We start from the raw sequence: 16,471 nt of genomic DNA, 5'->3' as shown, positions 1-16,471 counted from the left end.
GTGTCTCACCGTGCCAATCCGACGGAGACGCCGAACGCCCCGTCACGGGTCAGTTCCGCGCTCAGGTAGCGCGCAAGGTCTTTCGGAGTCGGGTGGTCGAAGACCACGATCGGGTCCAGCAGCAGGCCGGTGGCCAGGCAGAGCCGGTTCCGCATTTCGAGCGCGGTGAAGGAGGAGAAGCCGGCGTCGACGAAGTTGGCGTCGGCGACAAGGGCGTCGACCGAGGCGTGTCCGAGGATGTCGGCGGCGTGCTGTGCCACGAGGTCCAGCAGGGCGCGTTCCCGCGCGTGCTCGGAGAGCGGCGCGAGGCGGTCGCGCAGCGGCGGCTCGGCTCCGCCTTCACCGGCGCTGTCCGGGACGCTCTCGTCGGGGAGGTCCGGAGGCTCGGCGGTGTGCGGGGTGTTCCCGGTGTTCCCGGTGTTCCCGGTGTTCCCGGTGTTCGAGGGGGTGAGCGTCAGCCAGTAGTCCGCGCGCTGGAACGGATAGGTGGGCAGGTCCACGTGCGCGCCCGGCCTGTCGTCGAACCACGGCGTCCAGTCGATCCGCCGCCCGCGTACGTGCGCCGCGGCCAGGGCCGCAGCGACGGAGGCGCGGGCCGGTCTGTTGCGGCGCAGCAGCGGCACGATCGCCACGTCGGCCGGGCGGACCCCGCCGGGGCCGGCCAGGGTGCTCTCCGCCAGCGCGCTCAAGGTGCTGTCCGGCCCGACCTCCACGAACAGCGAGGCGCCCGCGGCGCGCGCCGCGGCGACCGCGTCGGCGAACCGCACCGGCCGCCGCACCTGCTCCGTCCAGTACGCCGGATCGGACAGTGCACCGCTCTCCGCCCGCCTTCCGGTCACCGTGGAGAACACCGGGACCCGGGGCTCGGCGAAGCGCAACGTGCGCACCACCTCGCCGAAACGCTCCAGCATCGGCTCCATCAGCGGCGAATGGAAGGCGTGGCTCACCGTCAACCTTGTGCACTTGACGCCCCGCGCCCGCAGCGGGTCTTCGGCCGCGGCGATTCCGGCTTCGGTCCCCGAGAGCACGACGGCGCGGGGCCCGTTGAGCGCCGCGACCGCCACCGTGCCCCGGTGTCCGTCGGGGAGCTGCGCCAGCACCTCGGCGACGGTGGACTCGTCCGCGGCGACGGCCACCATGGCTCCGCCGTACGGCAAAGCGCCCATGAGCGTCGCGCGGGCGGCGACCAGGCGGGCGGCGTCCTCCAGCGGCAGTACGCCGGCGGCGCACGCGGCGGCGACCTCGCCGACGGAGTGGCCCGCGACGAGGTTGGGCCGCAGCCCGCGCGACCGGCAGACCTCCACCAGGGACATCTGCAGGGCGAACAGCGCGGTCTGCGTGTAGGCGGTGTGCGACAGGAGCGCCGCGAGGTCGGCGTCCGCACCGAACACGACGTCGGCGAGGCGGTGTTCCAGCGACGGGTCGATCACCTCCGCCGCCGCGTCGAACACGTCGCGGAAGACGCGGCCGAGGACGCCGGGGTCCTCGTAGAGGTCGCGGCCCATGCCGTGGCGCTGTCCGCCCTGGCCGGAGAACAGGAAGGCGACCTTGTGGCCGGGCTGTGCCGTACCGCGGGCGACGCCCCGGGCGGGCCTGCCGTGGGCCAGCGCCTCGAACCCCTGCCGGAACTCGTCGGGGGTGGAGCCGGTGACGACGGCGCGGTGCCGGTGGTGGGTGCGCGTGGTGGCGAGCGCGTGCCCGATGTCCCGCGGGTCCGCCCCGGCGAACCACTCCGCGAGGCGGGCGGCCTGCTCGCGCAGCGCCGTACCGCTGCGCGCCGACACCGGCCAGGGCACCACGCCGCGGGGCGGCGGCACGTCGCCGACCTCCGGCTCGTCGGGCACGGACTCCAGCACGACGTGGGCGTTGGTGCCGCTGATCCCGAACGACGACACCCCCGCACGCCGCACCCCGTCCCGCTCCGGCCACTCGCGCTCGGCCGTCAGCAGCTCGACCCCGCCGCCCTCCCACTCCACCCGCGACGAGGGCGTCTCCGCGTGCAGCGTCCGCGGCAGCACACCCCGCCGCATCGCCTCCACCAGCTTGATCACACCACCCACACCCGCGGCGGCCTGCGCATGCCCGATGTTCGACTTCAACGACCCCAGCCACAGAGGCCGGTCCCGGCCCTGGCCGTACACCGCCTGCAGCGCCCCCACCTCGATCGGATCGCCCAGCACCGTCCCCGTGCCGTGCCCCTCCACCGCGTCCACGTCGCCCGGCGACAGGCCCGCGTCCGCGAGCGCCGCCCGGATCACGCGCTGCTGCGCGACGCCGTTGGGGGCGGTGAGTTGGTTGGTCGCTCCGTCCTGGTTGACGGCGGTGCCGCGGATCACGGCGAGGACGCGGCGGCCGTGCCGCAGCGCGTCTGACAGGCGTTCCAGGACGAGGAGGCCGACGCCTTCGGCGCAGCCGGTGCCGTCGGCGGCGTCGGCGTAGGCCTTGCAGCGGCCGTCGGGGGCGAGGCCGCGCTGGCTGCTGAACTCGATGAAGGTTCCCGGGGTGGCCATGACGGTGGCGCCGCCCGCCAGCGCGAGCGAGCACTCGCCCGCGCGCAGCGACCGCACCGCCAGATGCAGCGACACCAGCGACGACGAACACGCCGTGTCGACGGTCACCGCGGGCCCCTCGAAGCCGAAGGGGTAGGCCAGACGGCCGGACGCGATGCTGGCGGGGCTTCCGTTTCCGAGGTAGGGCTCCAGGTCGTGGGGCGTGGTGGCGGCCCGCGGTCGGTAGTCGTTGTACATGAGGCCGATGAACACGCCGACATCGCTCCCCCGCAACGACACCGGATCCACCCCCGCCCGCTCCACCCCCTCCCACGCCACCTCAAGCAGCAACCGCTGCTGCGGATCCATCGCCAGCGCCTCACGCGGCGACACCCCGAAAAACTCCGCATCGAAACCCGCCGCACCATGCAGAAACCCACCCTCACGCGCCACCGACCGCCCCGCACGCGAAGGATCCGGGTCGTACAACCCCTCCACATCCCAACCCCGCCCCACCGGAAAACCCGACACCGCGTCCACACCCGAGGACACCAAACCCCACAACCCCTCCGGCGACTCCACACCCCCCGGATAACGACACCCCGCCCCCACCACCGCCACCGGCTCCCGCGCCGCCGACTCCACCTCCGAAAGCCGACGCCGCGCCACCTGAAGATCGGCCGTGGCTCGTCGTAGATATTCGCGAAGCTTTTCCTCGTTCGCCATTCGGCTCTCCCGTTTCTCCGGCATAAGGAGTGGGCTTTCCGGCCTTGTGACGGCCGCGATGAAAACCCGGCCTTTCCGTCTTTCCGCTCGGCGTATGCGCGAAAATGAAGGCAGCACACCGCTGTGTCCTGCCGTCAAGCATCCGGAATTCGACTAACGAAACCCTTAATCACAGCTAAAGAGCGGCCCGGACGCCTCAGTCCGGAGGCTCAGTGCGAAAAGCCGGACCCGCGGACAGGGCTAGACCCTTGTCGCGTCGAGCGCCGATTCGAGGCGCGTCAGCACCTCGTCCGGCCCGCCGAGCATCCGCACCACGGAGAGCACGCTCCACAGCCGGGATTCGGCGACATGCCCCGGTGAACCGTGCACGTCGTCGTGGACAAGGGTGTCGAGGTCGCGCACGCGCAGGCGCAGCAGTTCCACATCCCGCGCCGGGACAATCTCGTCGCGCAGGCTGACGATGCAGCGCACCGGCACCGCCAACGCGCCGAGTTCCTCGTCGCTCAGGCCGAAGCGGGCGACCACGTCACCGACCTCGCCGACCTCGGCGGCGGAGCAGCGCAGCAGATGCGCCAGCGTGTGCACGGTGACCGAGGGCAGCCTCCGCTGCCATTCCCGGTCGGTGAAGAACCACCGCACCGGGGCGCCCGCGGTGACGACACCCCGGATACGAGGGTCGTGCACCGCGGCCCGCAACGCCAGGTGGCCGCTGAAGCTCATCGCCACGGCGTAGGTGCGTGATACGTCGGCCCGGTCGCCGACCGCGTCGATCAGCGCCGGGATGAACCGCCAGCTCTCCCGCCCGTACAGCGCCGTGTTCTCCCCGACGCCGGGAATCTCCGCCACCACACCGGCCAGGCCCAGCCGGTCGAGCTGCAGGAGCACGGGAGCGTACTGCTCCTTGGGGGCCACGATCCCCCCGATGACGAGCACCAGCGGTCGAGGCCGCTCGGCCTCGGCGGAGAGGCCGACGGTCCAGGCGCGAGCCGTACGCCCCGCCGTGAAGAAGGTCAGCGGCTCGATCGGCGTCGGCGCACTCCAGCGGGTGAAGGCCTCCACCGCGCGGCGCTGCGCCGACCGCCGCGCTGGGCCGTCGGGGTAGGGGAACCGCGCCAGGGTGTACAGAGCCACCGCTGCCGCGTCGTCGCCGGCCGCGGCGGCATCGTCTCCGGCGGCCGTCCACTCGACGGCCCAGGAGCCCGCCTCCCCCTCACGGTCGTGCCCGATCCGGCTCAGCACCCGTTCCAGCGCGGTGTCGGAGACGCCCTGGTTGCGCGCGTGTACGACGGCGAACCTCGCCAGTTCCTCGACATCGTTCATCGACCGGTCACGCCACCCTTTCCACGGCGAATCCGCCTTTGATCCACTTGCTGGACTCGATGGCCACACCCACGGCCCTGTCCCCGTCGGCCATGCGCGTCAGGAGGCGGTCTAGCTGGAGGAACGGCAGCGCGTTGCCGCTGTTGCCCACCTCCGCCACGCAGGTGACCTCCTCCGCCTCCGCCATGCCGAGCCCGGCTACGATCCGCTCGGTCATACGCCCGGACAACTGCGGAGGAAGCAGGAAGTCCACCTCGCCGGCGCTCCACTCAAGCCGCTCAAGCAGCTCGCCGAGCACCTCGCCCGCCAGGCCCGGCACGAGATGCTCCACGGCCTTGTAGTCCTCGGTCACCCCCGGCCGCTCCTCATGCTTGTCGGCCGGGCCGAACCAGTCGAGCTCGTGGCCCGGCGGCAGCCCCCCGCCCACAAGGCGGGTGAACACCTCCCGCAGCACCGGCGCCCCCGGCCGCGGCTCACTGCTGAGTACGGCCGCGCCCGCGCCGTCCCCGAACAGCACCAGGTTGATCAGCTCGGCGGGCGGCAGCTCGCTGTAGTCGGCGTCCATATCGAAGTACTTGGTGCACGTGTCCCCGGCGAGCACGAGCACGGTGCGGATCCCGTCGTCGCGCAGCAGGTGCCGTGCGAGCGCCAGCGCCTGCACGGCCCCGGTGCATCCGGACTGGAGCTGGTAGGTGGGGACCGCGTCGATCTCCAGCCGGTCGGCGATCACGTTCACGGTCGCGGGCATCAGCATGTCCGGCGTCGCCGTACCCAGAACGACGGCGTCGATGTCGCCGGGCTCCACCCCGGCGGCCGACAGCGCCGCTCTGCCCGCCGTCTCCCCCAGGTCGGCGAGCCTGCCGAAGGGCTCCCCGCTGTCCAGATCGAAGGAGAGGTATCTGCTTTTCGTCCCGACGAACGTGTCCACCCACTGCTCCCAGAGCGCGTCCATCCCGAACCGCTTCCCGAGAGCGGCGTTGTCGATGGCGGAACCCGGGAGAGCCGTACCGGTCGACAGGATGTGGATGTCCGAGGTGCTCACGTGTGCCTCCGTCGTAGCCCGGGAAGAACGATCTCCCGCACCTATGATTCGCAGCGGGTCTGAAGGGCCGCTAAAGACGGAACGGCGGAGCCGTACTCAGTGGATCTCAGTGGATCTCAGTGGATCTCGGCGGGTCTCGGTGGATCTCAGTGGACGGGACCGCTCGGCACCGGGAGCAGACGGCGCGTGATCGCCGCGGCGATCTCCCGCAGATACTCGTCGAGGAAGAAATGACCCGCCGCGAACACCTGCACCTCTGTCTCCGCGCTGGTGTGCGCGGCCCACGCCCGCGCCTCCTCGACCGAGGTCAGCGGGTCGCTGTCGCCCACGAAGACCGAGATCGGACAGCTCGGGTCGGCGCCCGGCGGGCGGCGGTACGCCTCGATCGCGGCGTTGTCGGCACGCACCGCCGGCAGGATCATCGCCCGGGCGTCCTCGTCGGCGAGCAGCCGCGCATCGGTGCCGCTCAACGTGAGCAGCGCCGCGACCGCCTCGTCGTCGTCCCGCCAGCGCACCGACGTGGGCCGGTGGCGCGAGGGCGCCCGCCGCCCCGAGACGAAAAGCGCCCGCACGGGGACACCGGACCGCCCCTCCAAGATCCGGGCGACCTCGTAGGCGACGGTCGCGCCCATGCTGTGCCCGAACAACGACAGCGCCGGCCCTCCGCCCACCGCGAGCACCTCGGCGATCCGCTCCGCCAACGTCACGATGTCGTCGACCGGCGGCTCACGCCGCCTGTCCTGCCTGCCGGGATACTGCACCGCCACCACCTCGACGGCGGGCGCGAGCAGCTGCGACAAGGCGTAGTAGGCGCCCGCGGCACCACCGGCGTGCGGAAAACACACCAGCCGGGCGGCGGCCCCCGGAGCGGAGTGAAAACGGCGCAGCCACAGGTCCTGAAGCCCGCTCACACCCGCGCTCATACGGCGGTCTCCAGGTCCAGCATGGCGTCGGCGGCCAGGATCGACTGCTGCATCTCGCCGAGCTGCCATCCCGGTTCCAGGCCGAGTTCCCGATTGAGCGTCGCCCGCGCCGACTGGTAGACCGCGAGCGCGTCCGCACGCCGTTCCGAACGATAAAGCGCGAGCATGAGCTGCCGGTAGAACTGCTCGTGCAGCGGATACTCCCGGACCAGGCCGTGCAGCACACTGACCAGCTCGCGATGGCGCCCCAGCCGCAGATTCACCTCGACCAGCATTTCGTTGCACTCCAACCTGACCTCCTCCAACCAGTGGACAAAGCCGGTGATGATGGGCCCCTCCCTGAGGTTGCTCAGCGTCCTCCCCCGCCACAGCGCCAGCGCCTTCTCGAACGCGACGCGGGCCTCGTCATACCGCCAGTGGCGCTTGTGCTCGCGGCCCTCCGCGATCAGCCGCTGGAAAACATGCAGGTCAAGCTCGTCAACACTCGTACGCAGCACATAACCGGGGGCGCGGGTGAGAATCGGCCCCTTCTCTCCGCCGGAGCCGGTCAGCAGCTTGCGCAGCTGCGACACATAGACGTACAGCGCGGCGGTCGCACGGCGGGGCGGACTGCTCCCCCATATCTCTGTGATGAGTTGCTCGATCGAGACGACGTGATCCGCCCGGATGAGCATCGTGGCCAGCACGATCTCCATCTTCGGCGCGGTCACCGTCAAGGCCCGACCGTCTTTGACCACACGAAGAGAGCCCAGGACCTCGTACTTCAAGGATGCCTCCGCAAGCAGAACACGACATTTATCTACGACCGTGGCCTATCGGAGATTTCAGGCTCGCAGCCGCGCGGAGGATCCACATCAGAAGAACTACGTATCTTGCGCATAAGCATGCCCCCGATCCGCTCGGGGCCATGTTCAGGGCCGGCTCATGCAGAGCGGCGACGAAGAAGGCGGCGGTCCTGTTCCACCCCGCCAGAGCCCGTCAGAGCGGAGCCGACGCGGCGCGGACCAGGATGCCGTAGGCGTCGGTCGGCCGGTGCGTGTCCAGTCGCAGCGGGCGGACATCGCGCATCCCCACTGTCCCGGACGACGTCGCTCTGACCGCCTCAGCCGAGATATCGATCTTTACGGCGTTCATACGGCTTCGCCGTAGCAATTTACGCCGCTCCGGCAGATAACAATGCACGCCACCCTTGTCGTGGGGACGGCCTTTGGGCCATCAAAGTCGTCAAAGTCGAGAGTGCAGCGTTAATAATCCGTATATATCCGGCCTCTTGACATTTCAGCGATCTAGCCTTGTAACGGCCATACGAAAGGAACACAGTGAGCCACAGGGCGGAACAGCCGCATGCGGACGTCCTTCAGGTCGACCGGGAACGCGTGAAGACACTCGCCCGCGACATCGGCGAGCAGGCAAGGCCGCCGATCGAGCGAGCCTACACGCAGCTCCTCGGACTCCAGGTGGCGGAAGCCACCCCGACCGCCTTCACCCGATCACTGGCCGTGGTCTACATGGAGGCCGAAGGCTACATGCTGCAGCGAGTACGACGGCGGGTCCAACGGATCGAGCAGGCCGGCGTTCGCCTCCACGACAACAGGGACAACTGGCAGTGGGCCGAGGTGTCCAGCACCCTCGACCCCGCCACCTGGAACCAGGACCCCCGTGTTTGAGAGCGGCAAGTACATCGCCTACGCCAACCTCGCGACCGGCACCGCGGCCACCGCAGTGGTGTGGAGCGCACTGCCCATCGTGGGAAGGCTGTACTTCCACCAGTACGACACGGGCGGCCTGGAGGCCGGGGCCAAGACGTGGGGCACGTCCTCCGACGACATCGACGAGGGCAGCGGCGCCCTGGTCGACCTGGTGCGGAGCATGGCGGAGCCCGACTGGAGCGGGGACAGCCGCATGGCCTTCCAGCAGTGGGTCGACAACTTCGCCGACGACTTCAGGGCCGACAGACTGCTGGCCAAGACCACCGGCGCCGTGCTCTACGCCTCGGCCGCCCTGCTGTACGCGTTCATCGTCTACAACTCCACCCTGGTGATGAGGATCGCCCTCATCGCCAAGCGGGTGATCGCGGCCTCGCTGGCCGGCCCCCCCACGTTCTTCCTCGCGCAGGCCGCGGCCTCGATGGAGGTCGCCAAGCTCTACGCCGAGCTCATCAAGCAAGAAGCACGGTCGGACACCGTCATGCACGGGCTGACCGGCGCACTGGGAGCCGTCCTCGCCGCCACCGTCGCCCACGACACGGCCACCGGGTCCGGTGAAGGACTGCGCGACCTGAGCCAGGCCACGGTCACCCAGCTCCCCCTCATCGCGTGGGGTGCGGCCAACCGGTTCGAACGGGATGTGACGGCCGACGCGATCAGCGGCACCGGGCGGGCAGGCCGGTTCAGCCTGCTGCAGGGCCTCGCCGTACCGAAAGGACTCACCGACGTCTTCGGCCAGAGCTACCTCCTGACGGGCCAGGTCGTGCCGGAGCAGCGCGAGGACGGGACCTACGGGCTTTGACACGGAAAGACGACTCATGACAGCAGCACACGACATCTTCGGGTTCGACCCCGACAAAATGGCCGGCGACACGGAACGGTTCTTCGCCTCGATGGCGAAGCTCCGCAAGGAGGCGGAGGAACTGTACGGCTACGCCGAGTCGGCCGACGGGCTGATCAGCGTGCGCTACTCGGAACACGCCGGTGTGCACGATCTGCGGATCGCCCCGCGCGCGATGCGGATGGCCTCCGCCGACCTGACCCGGGTGATCACCGACCTGGTCAACAGCGCGAGACAGCAGTACGCCGCCCGGCTCGACGAGCACATCACCGGCGCGATGCGCGGATCGATCCTGGACGACGCCGCCGCGGTCGAAAAGATGGCCAAGCAGGCTGAACGCGTCTTCGAGACGACCGCGCACGACGCCACGGCCCTCGCCGACATGCTGCGCGGCCTCACCCACCCGCCCCGGTGACCCCGGCGGCGTTGATCCGCTCCGGGGCCGAGGGGATCGCGGTTTCCCCTCCAGCCCAGGTCGGATTCCTCCGCGAACGCCCTTCGAACCCGATAGATCCGCGATGCGGAGCGGGGCTCACTCCTGGATGAGCGAACGCCGCGGCTCCTTCGTCTTCCTGGACAGCAGCGGCGCCGACACCGTCGGCTTGTTCCCCAGCGGAGAGCCGGTCGACCCGCAGATCGGCGCCGATGAGATCGCCCGTATCGTCGCCCTGCCGCCGGGCGCCGCGGCTTCGCCTGGCCGCGGCGCCCAGCAGACCGCTGCGAACCCGATATGTCGGGAACTGTTAACTTAAGTTAGCCTTACCTCACTTGGCCGAGAGGACGGGCATGCTTGTGAGGGATAAAGCAGCTGCGGGGGCGGTCGCGCTCATTACCGGAAACGCAGGCGGAATCGGTGCCGCAGTGGCCACCGCACCGGTCGGCGAGCGCACCGCCGAAGGCTTGCGGGCGGCGCGGACGACCCCAGGGGCCAGCCGATGAGCGAGGCACTGCCGACCAACCGCCGGCACCTGGAGCGGATCGAAGAGGTACGGGCGGGCCGCCGCCCGGAAAAGGTGCAATACCCGATCCGCATCCGTGAGACGCGGGTCGTACGCACCGCCATGGAGGGCGCCGGCCTGCTGCGGGTGACCCTGGGCGGGCCGGGCACCGAGGGGTTCGAGTCACACTCGCCGACCGAGCACGTGAAGCTGCTCTTCCCCGATCCGGACGGCTCGTTGCGCCTTCCGGAACCGAACGGCAACCTGTTGCGCTGGCCGCGCCCGTACCCCACCTCGCGGGAGTACACCGTGCGCCGCTACGACCCGGTGACGGGTGAGATCGACATCGACATCGCGCCGCACAAAGGTGGCCTGGCGTCGGACTGGGCACTGGACGTGCAGCCGGGCTCCGTCGTCCATGTCGCGGGACCGCCCGGCGGGCTGATCGTCCCCTACTCCTACGACCGCTACCTGTTCGTGGGCGACATCACGGCGCTGCCCGCGATCGCGCGCTCGCTGGAGGAGTTGCCGCGCGACGCGAAGGGCTGGGCGTTCATCGAAGTCGCCGGCGTCGCCGAGGAGACCGCACTGTCCGCGCCCGAAGGCGTCGAAGTGCACTGGCTGCACCGCGGTGACCGCCCCGCGGGAACCGGCTACGCGCTGGCGGAGGCCGTGACCGCGGTGACCGTACCCGAGGGCGAGCGGCTGTACGCGTGGATCGCGGGCGAGGCGGGCCAGATCAAGCCGCTGCGGCGATGGGTCCGTGACGAGTTGCGGCTGGAGAAGGCCGACCACGACATCACCGGCTACTGGAAGCGCGGCATCGCCGACTTCGACGACGAGCACGACCACGACCACGACCACTGACGGGTCGTCGGCGCAGCCGGCCCACCCCGGCCGGACACGAACACCGACGCGGCAGCGTCTCGCGCCGGTACCCCTCACGACATCTCATCACGCGGGTCGCCCCGCACGGTTTAAAACGCATGGTTCAAAAGGAGTTGCGCATGTTCGCACGCAGATCAATGGGTCTGTTCGCCGCCCTGCCCCTGGTACTGGCCCTCGGCGCGTGCGGGTCGTCGTCCGGCAGCGGTGCGACGGAAACGTCCGACAAGAAGAGCGAGACCCGTGTATTCGCCGCGGACAACGGCAACGTCACCATCCCCGCCCGACCGCAGCGCGTGGTGGCCACCGGCTACGCCGTTCCCGCCCTGCTCCAGGCCCGGGCGCCGCTCGTCGGGATCTCCTCGTGGCAGCGCGGCGAGCCCATGATGAGCGACGAGAACCTGGCCACCTACAAGAAGCTGACCAAGGTCGCGGGTGAGGCCGCGACCGAGACCAACTACGAGGCCATCGCCGAAGCCGAGCCGGACCTCATCATCCTCGGTGTACCGACCCCTGTACTCGGCGACATCGACGTGAAACGGCTGGAGTCCATCGCCCCGGTCGTGGCGGTCGGCCCGACCGTGCCGGGGCAGTGGCGCGACGTGTCCCGCAAACACGCCGACGCCGCCGGCGTGCTCGCGAACTACGACACCGTCAAAGCCGAGTACGAGGCCAAGGCCGCGGAGCTGAAGAAGAAGTACCAGGGCGTGCTGCCGCAGCTGAAACTGGGGCACGTCGGCTCGTACGGCGACACCTCCAAAGGCACCTTCCAGCGCGAGTTCGGCGGCTCGTGGGGCACCAGCATCGCCCAGGACGTCGGCGCCACGTATTACGGCAAAGTCAAAAAGCCTGGCCCCGGTTCCCAGTCGGTCAGCGAATACCCGTCCATCGAGGAACTCCCGGACTCTCTCGGTGAAGCCGATGCCATCACCTACTCGGTCAACGCCGACGGCAGCGTCCCGCCGTCGGTGCGGTACGTGATGGAGTCCAAACTCTGGAAGAACCTGCCCGCGGTCAAGAAGGGAATGACCTTCCCGATCACCTACACCGAGGCCGCGACCTACGGTGACGCCCCGAAGACCCTCGACGCGATCGACAAATCGTTCGCGCGCCTGCTGAGCTAGTGTCCGCCGCAGACCGCTCCTTACCGGTGGCGAAAACCAGGCGGCAGGTGCCGAGGGCCGGACTGCTCCTCGGCGGACTGGTGCTGCTGGGCGCCGTCGCCGTACTCAGCATCGGCATCGGCGCCCACTCGGTCCCACCTGCCGAGGTCGTGCGTGCCCTGTTCGACTATCAAGGGACAGACGATCACGTGATCGTATGGGACGTCCGTGCGCCGCGCGCGCTGCTGGCCGTGGCGGTGGGCGCCGCGCTGGCGGTGGCGGGCGCGCTGATCCAGATACTGGGGCGCAACCCGCTGGCCGAGCCCGGCGTCCTCGGGGTCACCGCGGGCGCGGGGTTCGCCATCACCATCGGCTCGGCGCTCGGCCTGGCCGGCGGGCAGGCGGGCCAACTGGTCTTCGCCATCATCGGCTCGGTCGCCGCCGCGCTGCTGGTGATGGCCGTCGGGCGGCAGTCGCCCCTGCGCCTGGTGCTCACCGGCATGGTTCTGACCGCGGTGCTGGGCGGTATCGCGCTGGGCCTGCGGATGATGCTCCCCGACGCCTTCGACACCTACCGGTTCTGGTCGGTCGGGACGCTGGCCGGTCGGGAGCAGGAGCCACTGGCGCTGCCGCTGGCCGCGATCGGGGTGTCCCTGCTCGGCGCTCTGCTGCTGAGCAGGCCGCTCAACGCCCTGGAACTGGGCGAGAGCGTGGCGCAGACGCTGGGAGCGGGCGTGGCCCGCACCCGGACCGCCACGGTGATACTGATCACGGTGCTCAGCGGGGCGGCCACGGCGGTGGCCGGGCCGATCCTGTTCGTCGGGCTGATCGTGCCGCACCTCGTCCGCAGGCCCGCGGCGGGATCCGTGCCGTGGCTGACGCTCTACTCGATGGTGCTGGGCCCGGTCCTGCTGCTGGTCGCCGACATCGGGTCACGCGTCCTGCTGCCCACCGGTGAGGTGCCCGTGGCCATCGTGACCGCGTTCCTTGGGGGGCCCATGCTGATCTGGGCCGTCCGCCAGTACGGGGCGGGAACGCGGTGACCGCGCTCAAACCGCGAGCGGCACACCGCGCCACCGTGATCTCGGCGGCGTTCGTCGCCCTGATACTGGGTCTAGGCCTGCTCGGACTGTGCTACGGCGCGTCCTGGTCCTCCCCCGGCAAGGTCCTGGCCGTGCTGACGGGGGCGGAGCACTCCGTGGTGATCCTCGAATGGCGGCTGCCGCGGGTGGTGGCCGGGCTGGTCTTCGGAGCCGCGCTCGGCGTGGCCGGCGCGATCTTCCAGAACCTGACGCGCAACCCGCTCGGAAGCCCGGACGTGATCGGCCTCGACGCGGGCGCCTACACCGGAGTCCTGTTCGCCCTCACCGTGCTGTCGGGCACGTCCGCGCAGCTGGCCACCGCCTCAGTGCTCGGCGGGCTGCTCGTCTCGGCAGTGGTCTATCTGCTCTCGTCCGGCGGGGCGTTCTCCGGTCTGCGGCTCGTGGTGATCGGCATCGCGGTCAACGCGATGGTGACCGCGATCAACTCGTGGATCGTGCTCCGTGCCGAACTTGAGGTCGCCATCGCCGCGGTGGGCTGGAGCGCCGGCTCGCTCAACGGCGTGGACTGGGCCGACCTGTGGATTCCGTTCGCGGTGATCTTCGTACTGCTGGCGCTGATGACCTCGCAGGCCCGCGCCATGCATCAGGCCTCGCTCGGCGACTCGCTCGCCGTGACCACAGGCGTCACGCTGGGCCGACTGCGTCTGCTGATGGTGCTGATCGGCGTCGGGTGCACGGCCGCGGTGACCTCGGTGACCGGGCCCATCGCGTTCATCGCGCTGGCCGCCCCGCAGATCGGGCGCAGACTCGTGGGCGCGGCCGGGACTCCCCTGCTCCCGGCCGCGTTGACCGGGGCGGTCCTGCTGCAAGGTGCCGACCTACTCGCCCAGGCGCTGCTCGCGCCGGTCGCGCTGCCGGTCGGCGTGGTGAGCACCGCGATCGGCGGTTGCTATCTGATCTGGCAGTTGACCAAGGAGGTGAGGCGGGCATGACCACAAGCCTGACCGCGCAGGGGGTCACCTTGCGCTACGGGGACCGCGTAGTGTCCACCCGGCTGAACCTGGGCATCCCCGACGGCGCGTTCACCGCCATCGTGGGCCCCAACGCGTGCGGGAAGTCCACCCTGCTCCGCGCGTTCGTCCGGTTGCTGCGCCCCGACGCGGGGCAGGTCGAACTCGACGGGCGCGAGGTCGGCGGCTACCCGTCCAAAGCGCTGGCCCGGCGGCTCGGCTTCCTGCCTCAAGACCCGCTGCCCCCAGAGGACATCAAGGTCCGGCAACTGGTGGCCAGGGGACGCTTCCCCCACCAGTCGCTCCTGGCGGTACGGTCACCCCAGGACAAGGAAGCCGTCGACAAGGCGATGACCGCCGCCGGCGTCACCGACCTGGCCGACCGACTGGTCCGGGAGCTTTCCGGCGGCCAGCGGCAGCGGGTGTGGATCGCCATGGTGCTCGCCCAGGAGACGCCGTACCTCCTGCTCGACGAGCCGACGTCCTTCCTGGACATCACCCACCAATATCAACTGCTCGGTCTGCTGGCCAGGTTGCGGGGCGAGGGCCGTACGGTCATCACCGTCCTGCACGACATCAACCAGGCATGCCGCTTCGCCGACCACCTGGTCGCCATGCGGGACGGCCGGGTCGTCGCGGAGGGCAACCCCTCGGACATCGTGGACGCCACCCTGATCAAGGACGTGTTCGACCTGCCGAGCGTCATCGTTCCCGACCCGGTGACCGGCACCCCGATGGTCGTCCCCACGCTCGAAGAAGAGTGAGCCGGGCATTCCCCGCGCCCCTCGGAAGAACCGCTCTCTCTGACCGACGCCCGACCGGGCATAAGAAGCTGCTCGACCCGCTCCACGTCCCTGGGCGACCAGCTCGACAACCCCCCATGGAGCACCGATGAGCAAGAACACCGCGACGGCGGGCGACCAGGTCGACAGAGGGCTGCCGCGCATCGCGTTCATCCTGGTGCTCGGCACATTCATGGCCACGGTGGACGCCACGATCGTCAGCGTCGCCATTCACACCTTGGCGGACGAGTTCGGCGCCTCCGTCAGCGAGATCCAGTGGGTCAGCACCGCCTATCTGCTGGCCGTCGTCACGGCCGTGCCCGCGTCGGGCTGGCTGGCCGACCGTTTCGGCGGGCGGCGGGTCTGGCTGGCCGCCGTAGCGGTGTTCCTACTCGGCTCGGCGCTGTGCGCGCTGGCCTGGTCGGCGGCCAGCCTGATCGTCTTCCGCGTCGTCCAGGGCCTCGGCGGCGGCCTGCTGCCGCCGACCGGGCAGGCGCTGCTGGCCCGCATCGCGGGCCCCGCCCGCACCGGACGAGTGATCAGCATCGTCGCCGTCGTCCCCATGCTGTCGCCCGTGCTCGGGCCCCTGGTCGGCGGCGCGCTCCTCGGTGCGGTGTCCTGGCAGTGGCTGTTCCTGGTCAACCTACCGATCGGGGTGGTCGCGGTGCTGCTCGCCCGCCGGTATGTACCGGCGGTGCCGCCGTCGTCGAAGCAGACCGCGTTCGACGTGCGGGGAGCCGCGCTGCTCTCCCCCGGCCTGGCCGTCCTGGTGCTCGGCCTGACCGAAGTCGCCGCCGGTCGCGCCCTCCCCGCTGCGCTGGGAGTGTCCGCGGGCCTGGCGATGCTGGCCGGCTTCATCGTCCACGGGCTGCGGACCCGCCGCACACCCCTGCTCGATCCCCGGCTCTTCACCCGGCCGCCCTTGGGCGCAGCCGCCCTCGCGCTTGTCGTCCTAGGCGCCTCCGTATTCGGCACGACATTCCTGCTGCCACTGTATTTCCAGACCGGCCAAGGACTGTCGGCATTCCAGGCAGGGCTGCTGCTGGCTCCCCAAGGAATCGGCGCCGTAGCGGGATCAGTGCTGGTCAACCGCACCATCGACGCCGTCGCCCCGAGAACCCTCGTGGTCACCGGCATCGCGCTGATACTCGTCGGCACAGTCCCCTTCACCCAGCTCGACCACGGCCTGCCCGACATCGCCATGGCCTCGGCGCTCGCGGTACGCGGCTTCGGAATGGCCATGATCGGCGCTCCCGTCATGAACATCGTCTACAGCCGCGTCGAGCCCCAACATCTCCCCCGCGCCTCCGGAGCGCTCAACCTGCTCAACACCGTCGGCGGCTCCGTCGGCACCGCCACCCTCGCCGTGGTCCTGCAAGACCAGCTGGCCTCCCAACACCGGGACGTCGCCGAGGCGTACGCCAACACCTTCTGGTGGGTGGTCGCTCTCGGCCTGCTGGCCGCCGCCGGAGCCACCAGACTGCCCCGGGCCCGCGCCCCCAAGAGCCCATGACGCACGGTCCGATGTCCCGACCGATGCCAAGGTCCGATGTCCCGACCGATGCCAAGGGAGGACATGGTTCGTCTACCTGAACGCGCCGCTTTCGCGGCTGACCGCCGTCATCGACCTGCGGCCTGCTGCAATCGACCGTCCCGAGCAGAT

16 protein-coding genes are annotated in these 16,471 nt (G+C 70.3%); 10 read left to right on the top strand and 6 right to left on the bottom strand.

Annotation, left to right across the window (positions count from 1 at the left end; translation table 11 throughout):
• Positions 1 to 5 precede the first annotated feature (5 nt).
• The 6 genes from BLQ73_RS12225 to BLQ73_RS32275 all read right to left on the bottom strand — a co-directional run bounded on the left by BLQ73_RS12225 (position 6) and on the right by BLQ73_RS32275 (position 7,634).
• Entirely contained in the window at positions 6 to 3,215 is a 3,210-nt protein-coding gene (locus tag BLQ73_RS12225) for a type I polyketide synthase (protein ID WP_093170511.1), read from the bottom strand.
• Positions 3,216 to 3,455: 240 nt separating this feature from the next.
• Positions 3,456 to 4,535, bottom strand: coding sequence for an alpha/beta hydrolase (locus tag BLQ73_RS12220; protein WP_093170510.1), 1,080 nt, complete (start codon positions 4,533 to 4,535; stop codon positions 3,456 to 3,458).
• Between the two features lie 7 nt (positions 4,536 to 4,542).
• Positions 4,543 to 5,577, bottom strand: coding sequence for a 3-oxoacyl-ACP synthase III family protein (locus BLQ73_RS12215; protein ID WP_218125794.1), 1,035 nt, complete (start codon positions 5,575 to 5,577; stop codon positions 4,543 to 4,545).
• Between the two features lie 146 nt (positions 5,578 to 5,723).
• Positions 5,724 to 6,500 carry a thioesterase II family protein gene (locus BLQ73_RS12210; protein ID WP_093170509.1) on the bottom strand — a complete coding sequence of 259 codons (777 nt, stop codon included), beginning with the start codon at positions 6,498 to 6,500 and terminating at the stop codon, positions 5,724 to 5,726.
• A complete protein-coding gene (locus BLQ73_RS12205; protein WP_093170508.1) occupies positions 6,497 to 7,267 on the bottom strand; it encodes an AfsR/SARP family transcriptional regulator in 771 nt (256 codons plus the stop codon). Before BLQ73_RS12205 ends, BLQ73_RS12210 begins: the two co-directional genes overlap by 4 nt.
• A gap of 211 nt (positions 7,268 to 7,478) precedes the next feature.
• On the bottom strand, positions 7,479 to 7,634 hold the full coding sequence (locus BLQ73_RS32275; protein ID WP_176955391.1) for a hypothetical protein: 156 nt from the start codon (positions 7,632 to 7,634) through the stop codon (positions 7,479 to 7,481).
• 185 nt (positions 7,635 to 7,819) lie between these two features.
• Between BLQ73_RS32275 and BLQ73_RS12200 the strand changes: the two genes are divergently transcribed.
• The 10 genes from BLQ73_RS12200 (at position 7,820) to BLQ73_RS12155 (ending at position 16,321) form a co-directional block, all read left to right on the top strand.
• Positions 7,820 to 8,167 (top strand): hypothetical protein, encoded by a 348-nt coding sequence (locus tag BLQ73_RS12200; protein WP_093170507.1) that lies wholly within the window; start codon positions 7,820 to 7,822, stop codon positions 8,165 to 8,167.
• Positions 8,160 to 9,008: a WXG100 family type VII secretion target gene (locus tag BLQ73_RS12195; RefSeq protein WP_093170506.1), complete on the top strand. Its 849-nt coding sequence runs from the start codon at positions 8,160 to 8,162 to the stop codon at positions 9,006 to 9,008. The genes BLQ73_RS12200 and BLQ73_RS12195 overlap by 8 nt, the downstream gene beginning before the upstream one ends.
• A gap of 16 nt (positions 9,009 to 9,024) precedes the next feature.
• Positions 9,025 to 9,462, top strand: coding sequence for a YbaB/EbfC family nucleoid-associated protein (locus tag BLQ73_RS12190; RefSeq protein WP_093170505.1), 438 nt, complete (start codon positions 9,025 to 9,027; stop codon positions 9,460 to 9,462).
• A gap of 103 nt (positions 9,463 to 9,565) precedes the next feature.
• A complete protein-coding gene (locus tag BLQ73_RS12185) occupies positions 9,566 to 9,799 on the top strand; it encodes a hypothetical protein (protein ID WP_093170504.1) in 234 nt (77 codons plus the stop codon).
• Between the two features lie 183 nt (positions 9,800 to 9,982).
• A complete protein-coding gene (locus tag BLQ73_RS12180; protein WP_093170503.1) occupies positions 9,983 to 10,852 on the top strand; it encodes a siderophore-interacting protein in 870 nt (289 codons plus the stop codon).
• Between the two features lie 140 nt (positions 10,853 to 10,992).
• The gene (locus BLQ73_RS12175; RefSeq protein WP_093170502.1) at positions 10,993 to 11,994 is read left to right on the top strand and encodes an ABC transporter substrate-binding protein; all 1,002 of its coding nucleotides are present in this window, start codon (positions 10,993 to 10,995) and stop codon (positions 11,992 to 11,994) included.
• Between the two features lie 26 nt (positions 11,995 to 12,020).
• Positions 12,021 to 13,016 carry a FecCD family ABC transporter permease gene (locus BLQ73_RS12170; RefSeq protein WP_245691026.1) on the top strand — a complete coding sequence of 332 codons (996 nt, stop codon included), beginning with the start codon at positions 12,021 to 12,023 and terminating at the stop codon, positions 13,014 to 13,016.
• Positions 13,013 to 14,008, top strand: coding sequence for a FecCD family ABC transporter permease (locus BLQ73_RS12165; RefSeq protein ID WP_093170500.1), 996 nt, complete (start codon positions 13,013 to 13,015; stop codon positions 14,006 to 14,008). The genes BLQ73_RS12170 and BLQ73_RS12165 overlap by 4 nt, the downstream gene beginning before the upstream one ends.
• The gene (locus BLQ73_RS12160; protein ID WP_093170499.1) at positions 14,005 to 14,790 is read left to right on the top strand and encodes an ABC transporter ATP-binding protein; all 786 of its coding nucleotides are present in this window, start codon (positions 14,005 to 14,007) and stop codon (positions 14,788 to 14,790) included. Before BLQ73_RS12165 ends, BLQ73_RS12160 begins: the two co-directional genes overlap by 4 nt.
• A 127-nt stretch (positions 14,791 to 14,917) precedes the next feature.
• The gene (locus tag BLQ73_RS12155; RefSeq protein ID WP_093170498.1) at positions 14,918 to 16,321 is read left to right on the top strand and encodes an MDR family MFS transporter; all 1,404 of its coding nucleotides are present in this window, start codon (positions 14,918 to 14,920) and stop codon (positions 16,319 to 16,321) included.
• The last annotated feature ends 150 nt before the right edge of the window (positions 16,322 to 16,471 follow it).

It is taken from the genome of Sinosporangium album, assembly GCF_900100605.1.
GTDB lineage: Bacteria > Actinomycetota > Actinomycetes > Streptosporangiales > Streptosporangiaceae > Sinosporangium > Sinosporangium album.
The sequence above is the reverse complement of the archived record's forward strand: the minus strand, read 5'-3'. Positions and strand labels throughout refer to the sequence as shown.

Bases quoted from the DNA above. Each gene is read 5' to 3' on its own strand.
- BLQ73_RS12225 (WP_093170511.1), bottom strand. From the start codon at position 3,215: ATGGCGAACGAGGAAAAGCTTCGCGAATATCTACGACGAGCCACGGCC.
- BLQ73_RS12220 (WP_093170510.1), bottom strand. From the start codon at position 4,535: ATGAACGATGTCGAGGAACTGGCGAGGTTCGCCGTCGTACACGCGCGC.
- BLQ73_RS12210 (WP_093170509.1), bottom strand. From the start codon at position 6,500: ATGAGCGCGGGTGTGAGCGGGCTTCAGGACCTGTGGCTGCGCCGTTTT.
- BLQ73_RS32275 (WP_176955391.1), bottom strand. From the start codon at position 7,634: ATGAACGCCGTAAAGATCGATATCTCGGCTGAGGCGGTCAGAGCGACG.
- BLQ73_RS12190 (WP_093170505.1), top strand. From the start codon at position 9,025: ATGACAGCAGCACACGACATCTTCGGGTTCGACCCCGACAAAATGGCC.
- BLQ73_RS12185 (WP_093170504.1), top strand. From the start codon at position 9,566: ATGCGGAGCGGGGCTCACTCCTGGATGAGCGAACGCCGCGGCTCCTTC.
- BLQ73_RS12180 (WP_093170503.1), top strand. From the start codon at position 9,983: ATGAGCGAGGCACTGCCGACCAACCGCCGGCACCTGGAGCGGATCGAA.
- BLQ73_RS12175 (WP_093170502.1), top strand. From the start codon at position 10,993: ATGTTCGCACGCAGATCAATGGGTCTGTTCGCCGCCCTGCCCCTGGTA.
- BLQ73_RS12160 (WP_093170499.1), top strand. From the start codon at position 14,005: ATGACCACAAGCCTGACCGCGCAGGGGGTCACCTTGCGCTACGGGGAC.
- BLQ73_RS12155 (WP_093170498.1), top strand. From the start codon at position 14,918: ATGAGCAAGAACACCGCGACGGCGGGCGACCAGGTCGACAGAGGGCTG.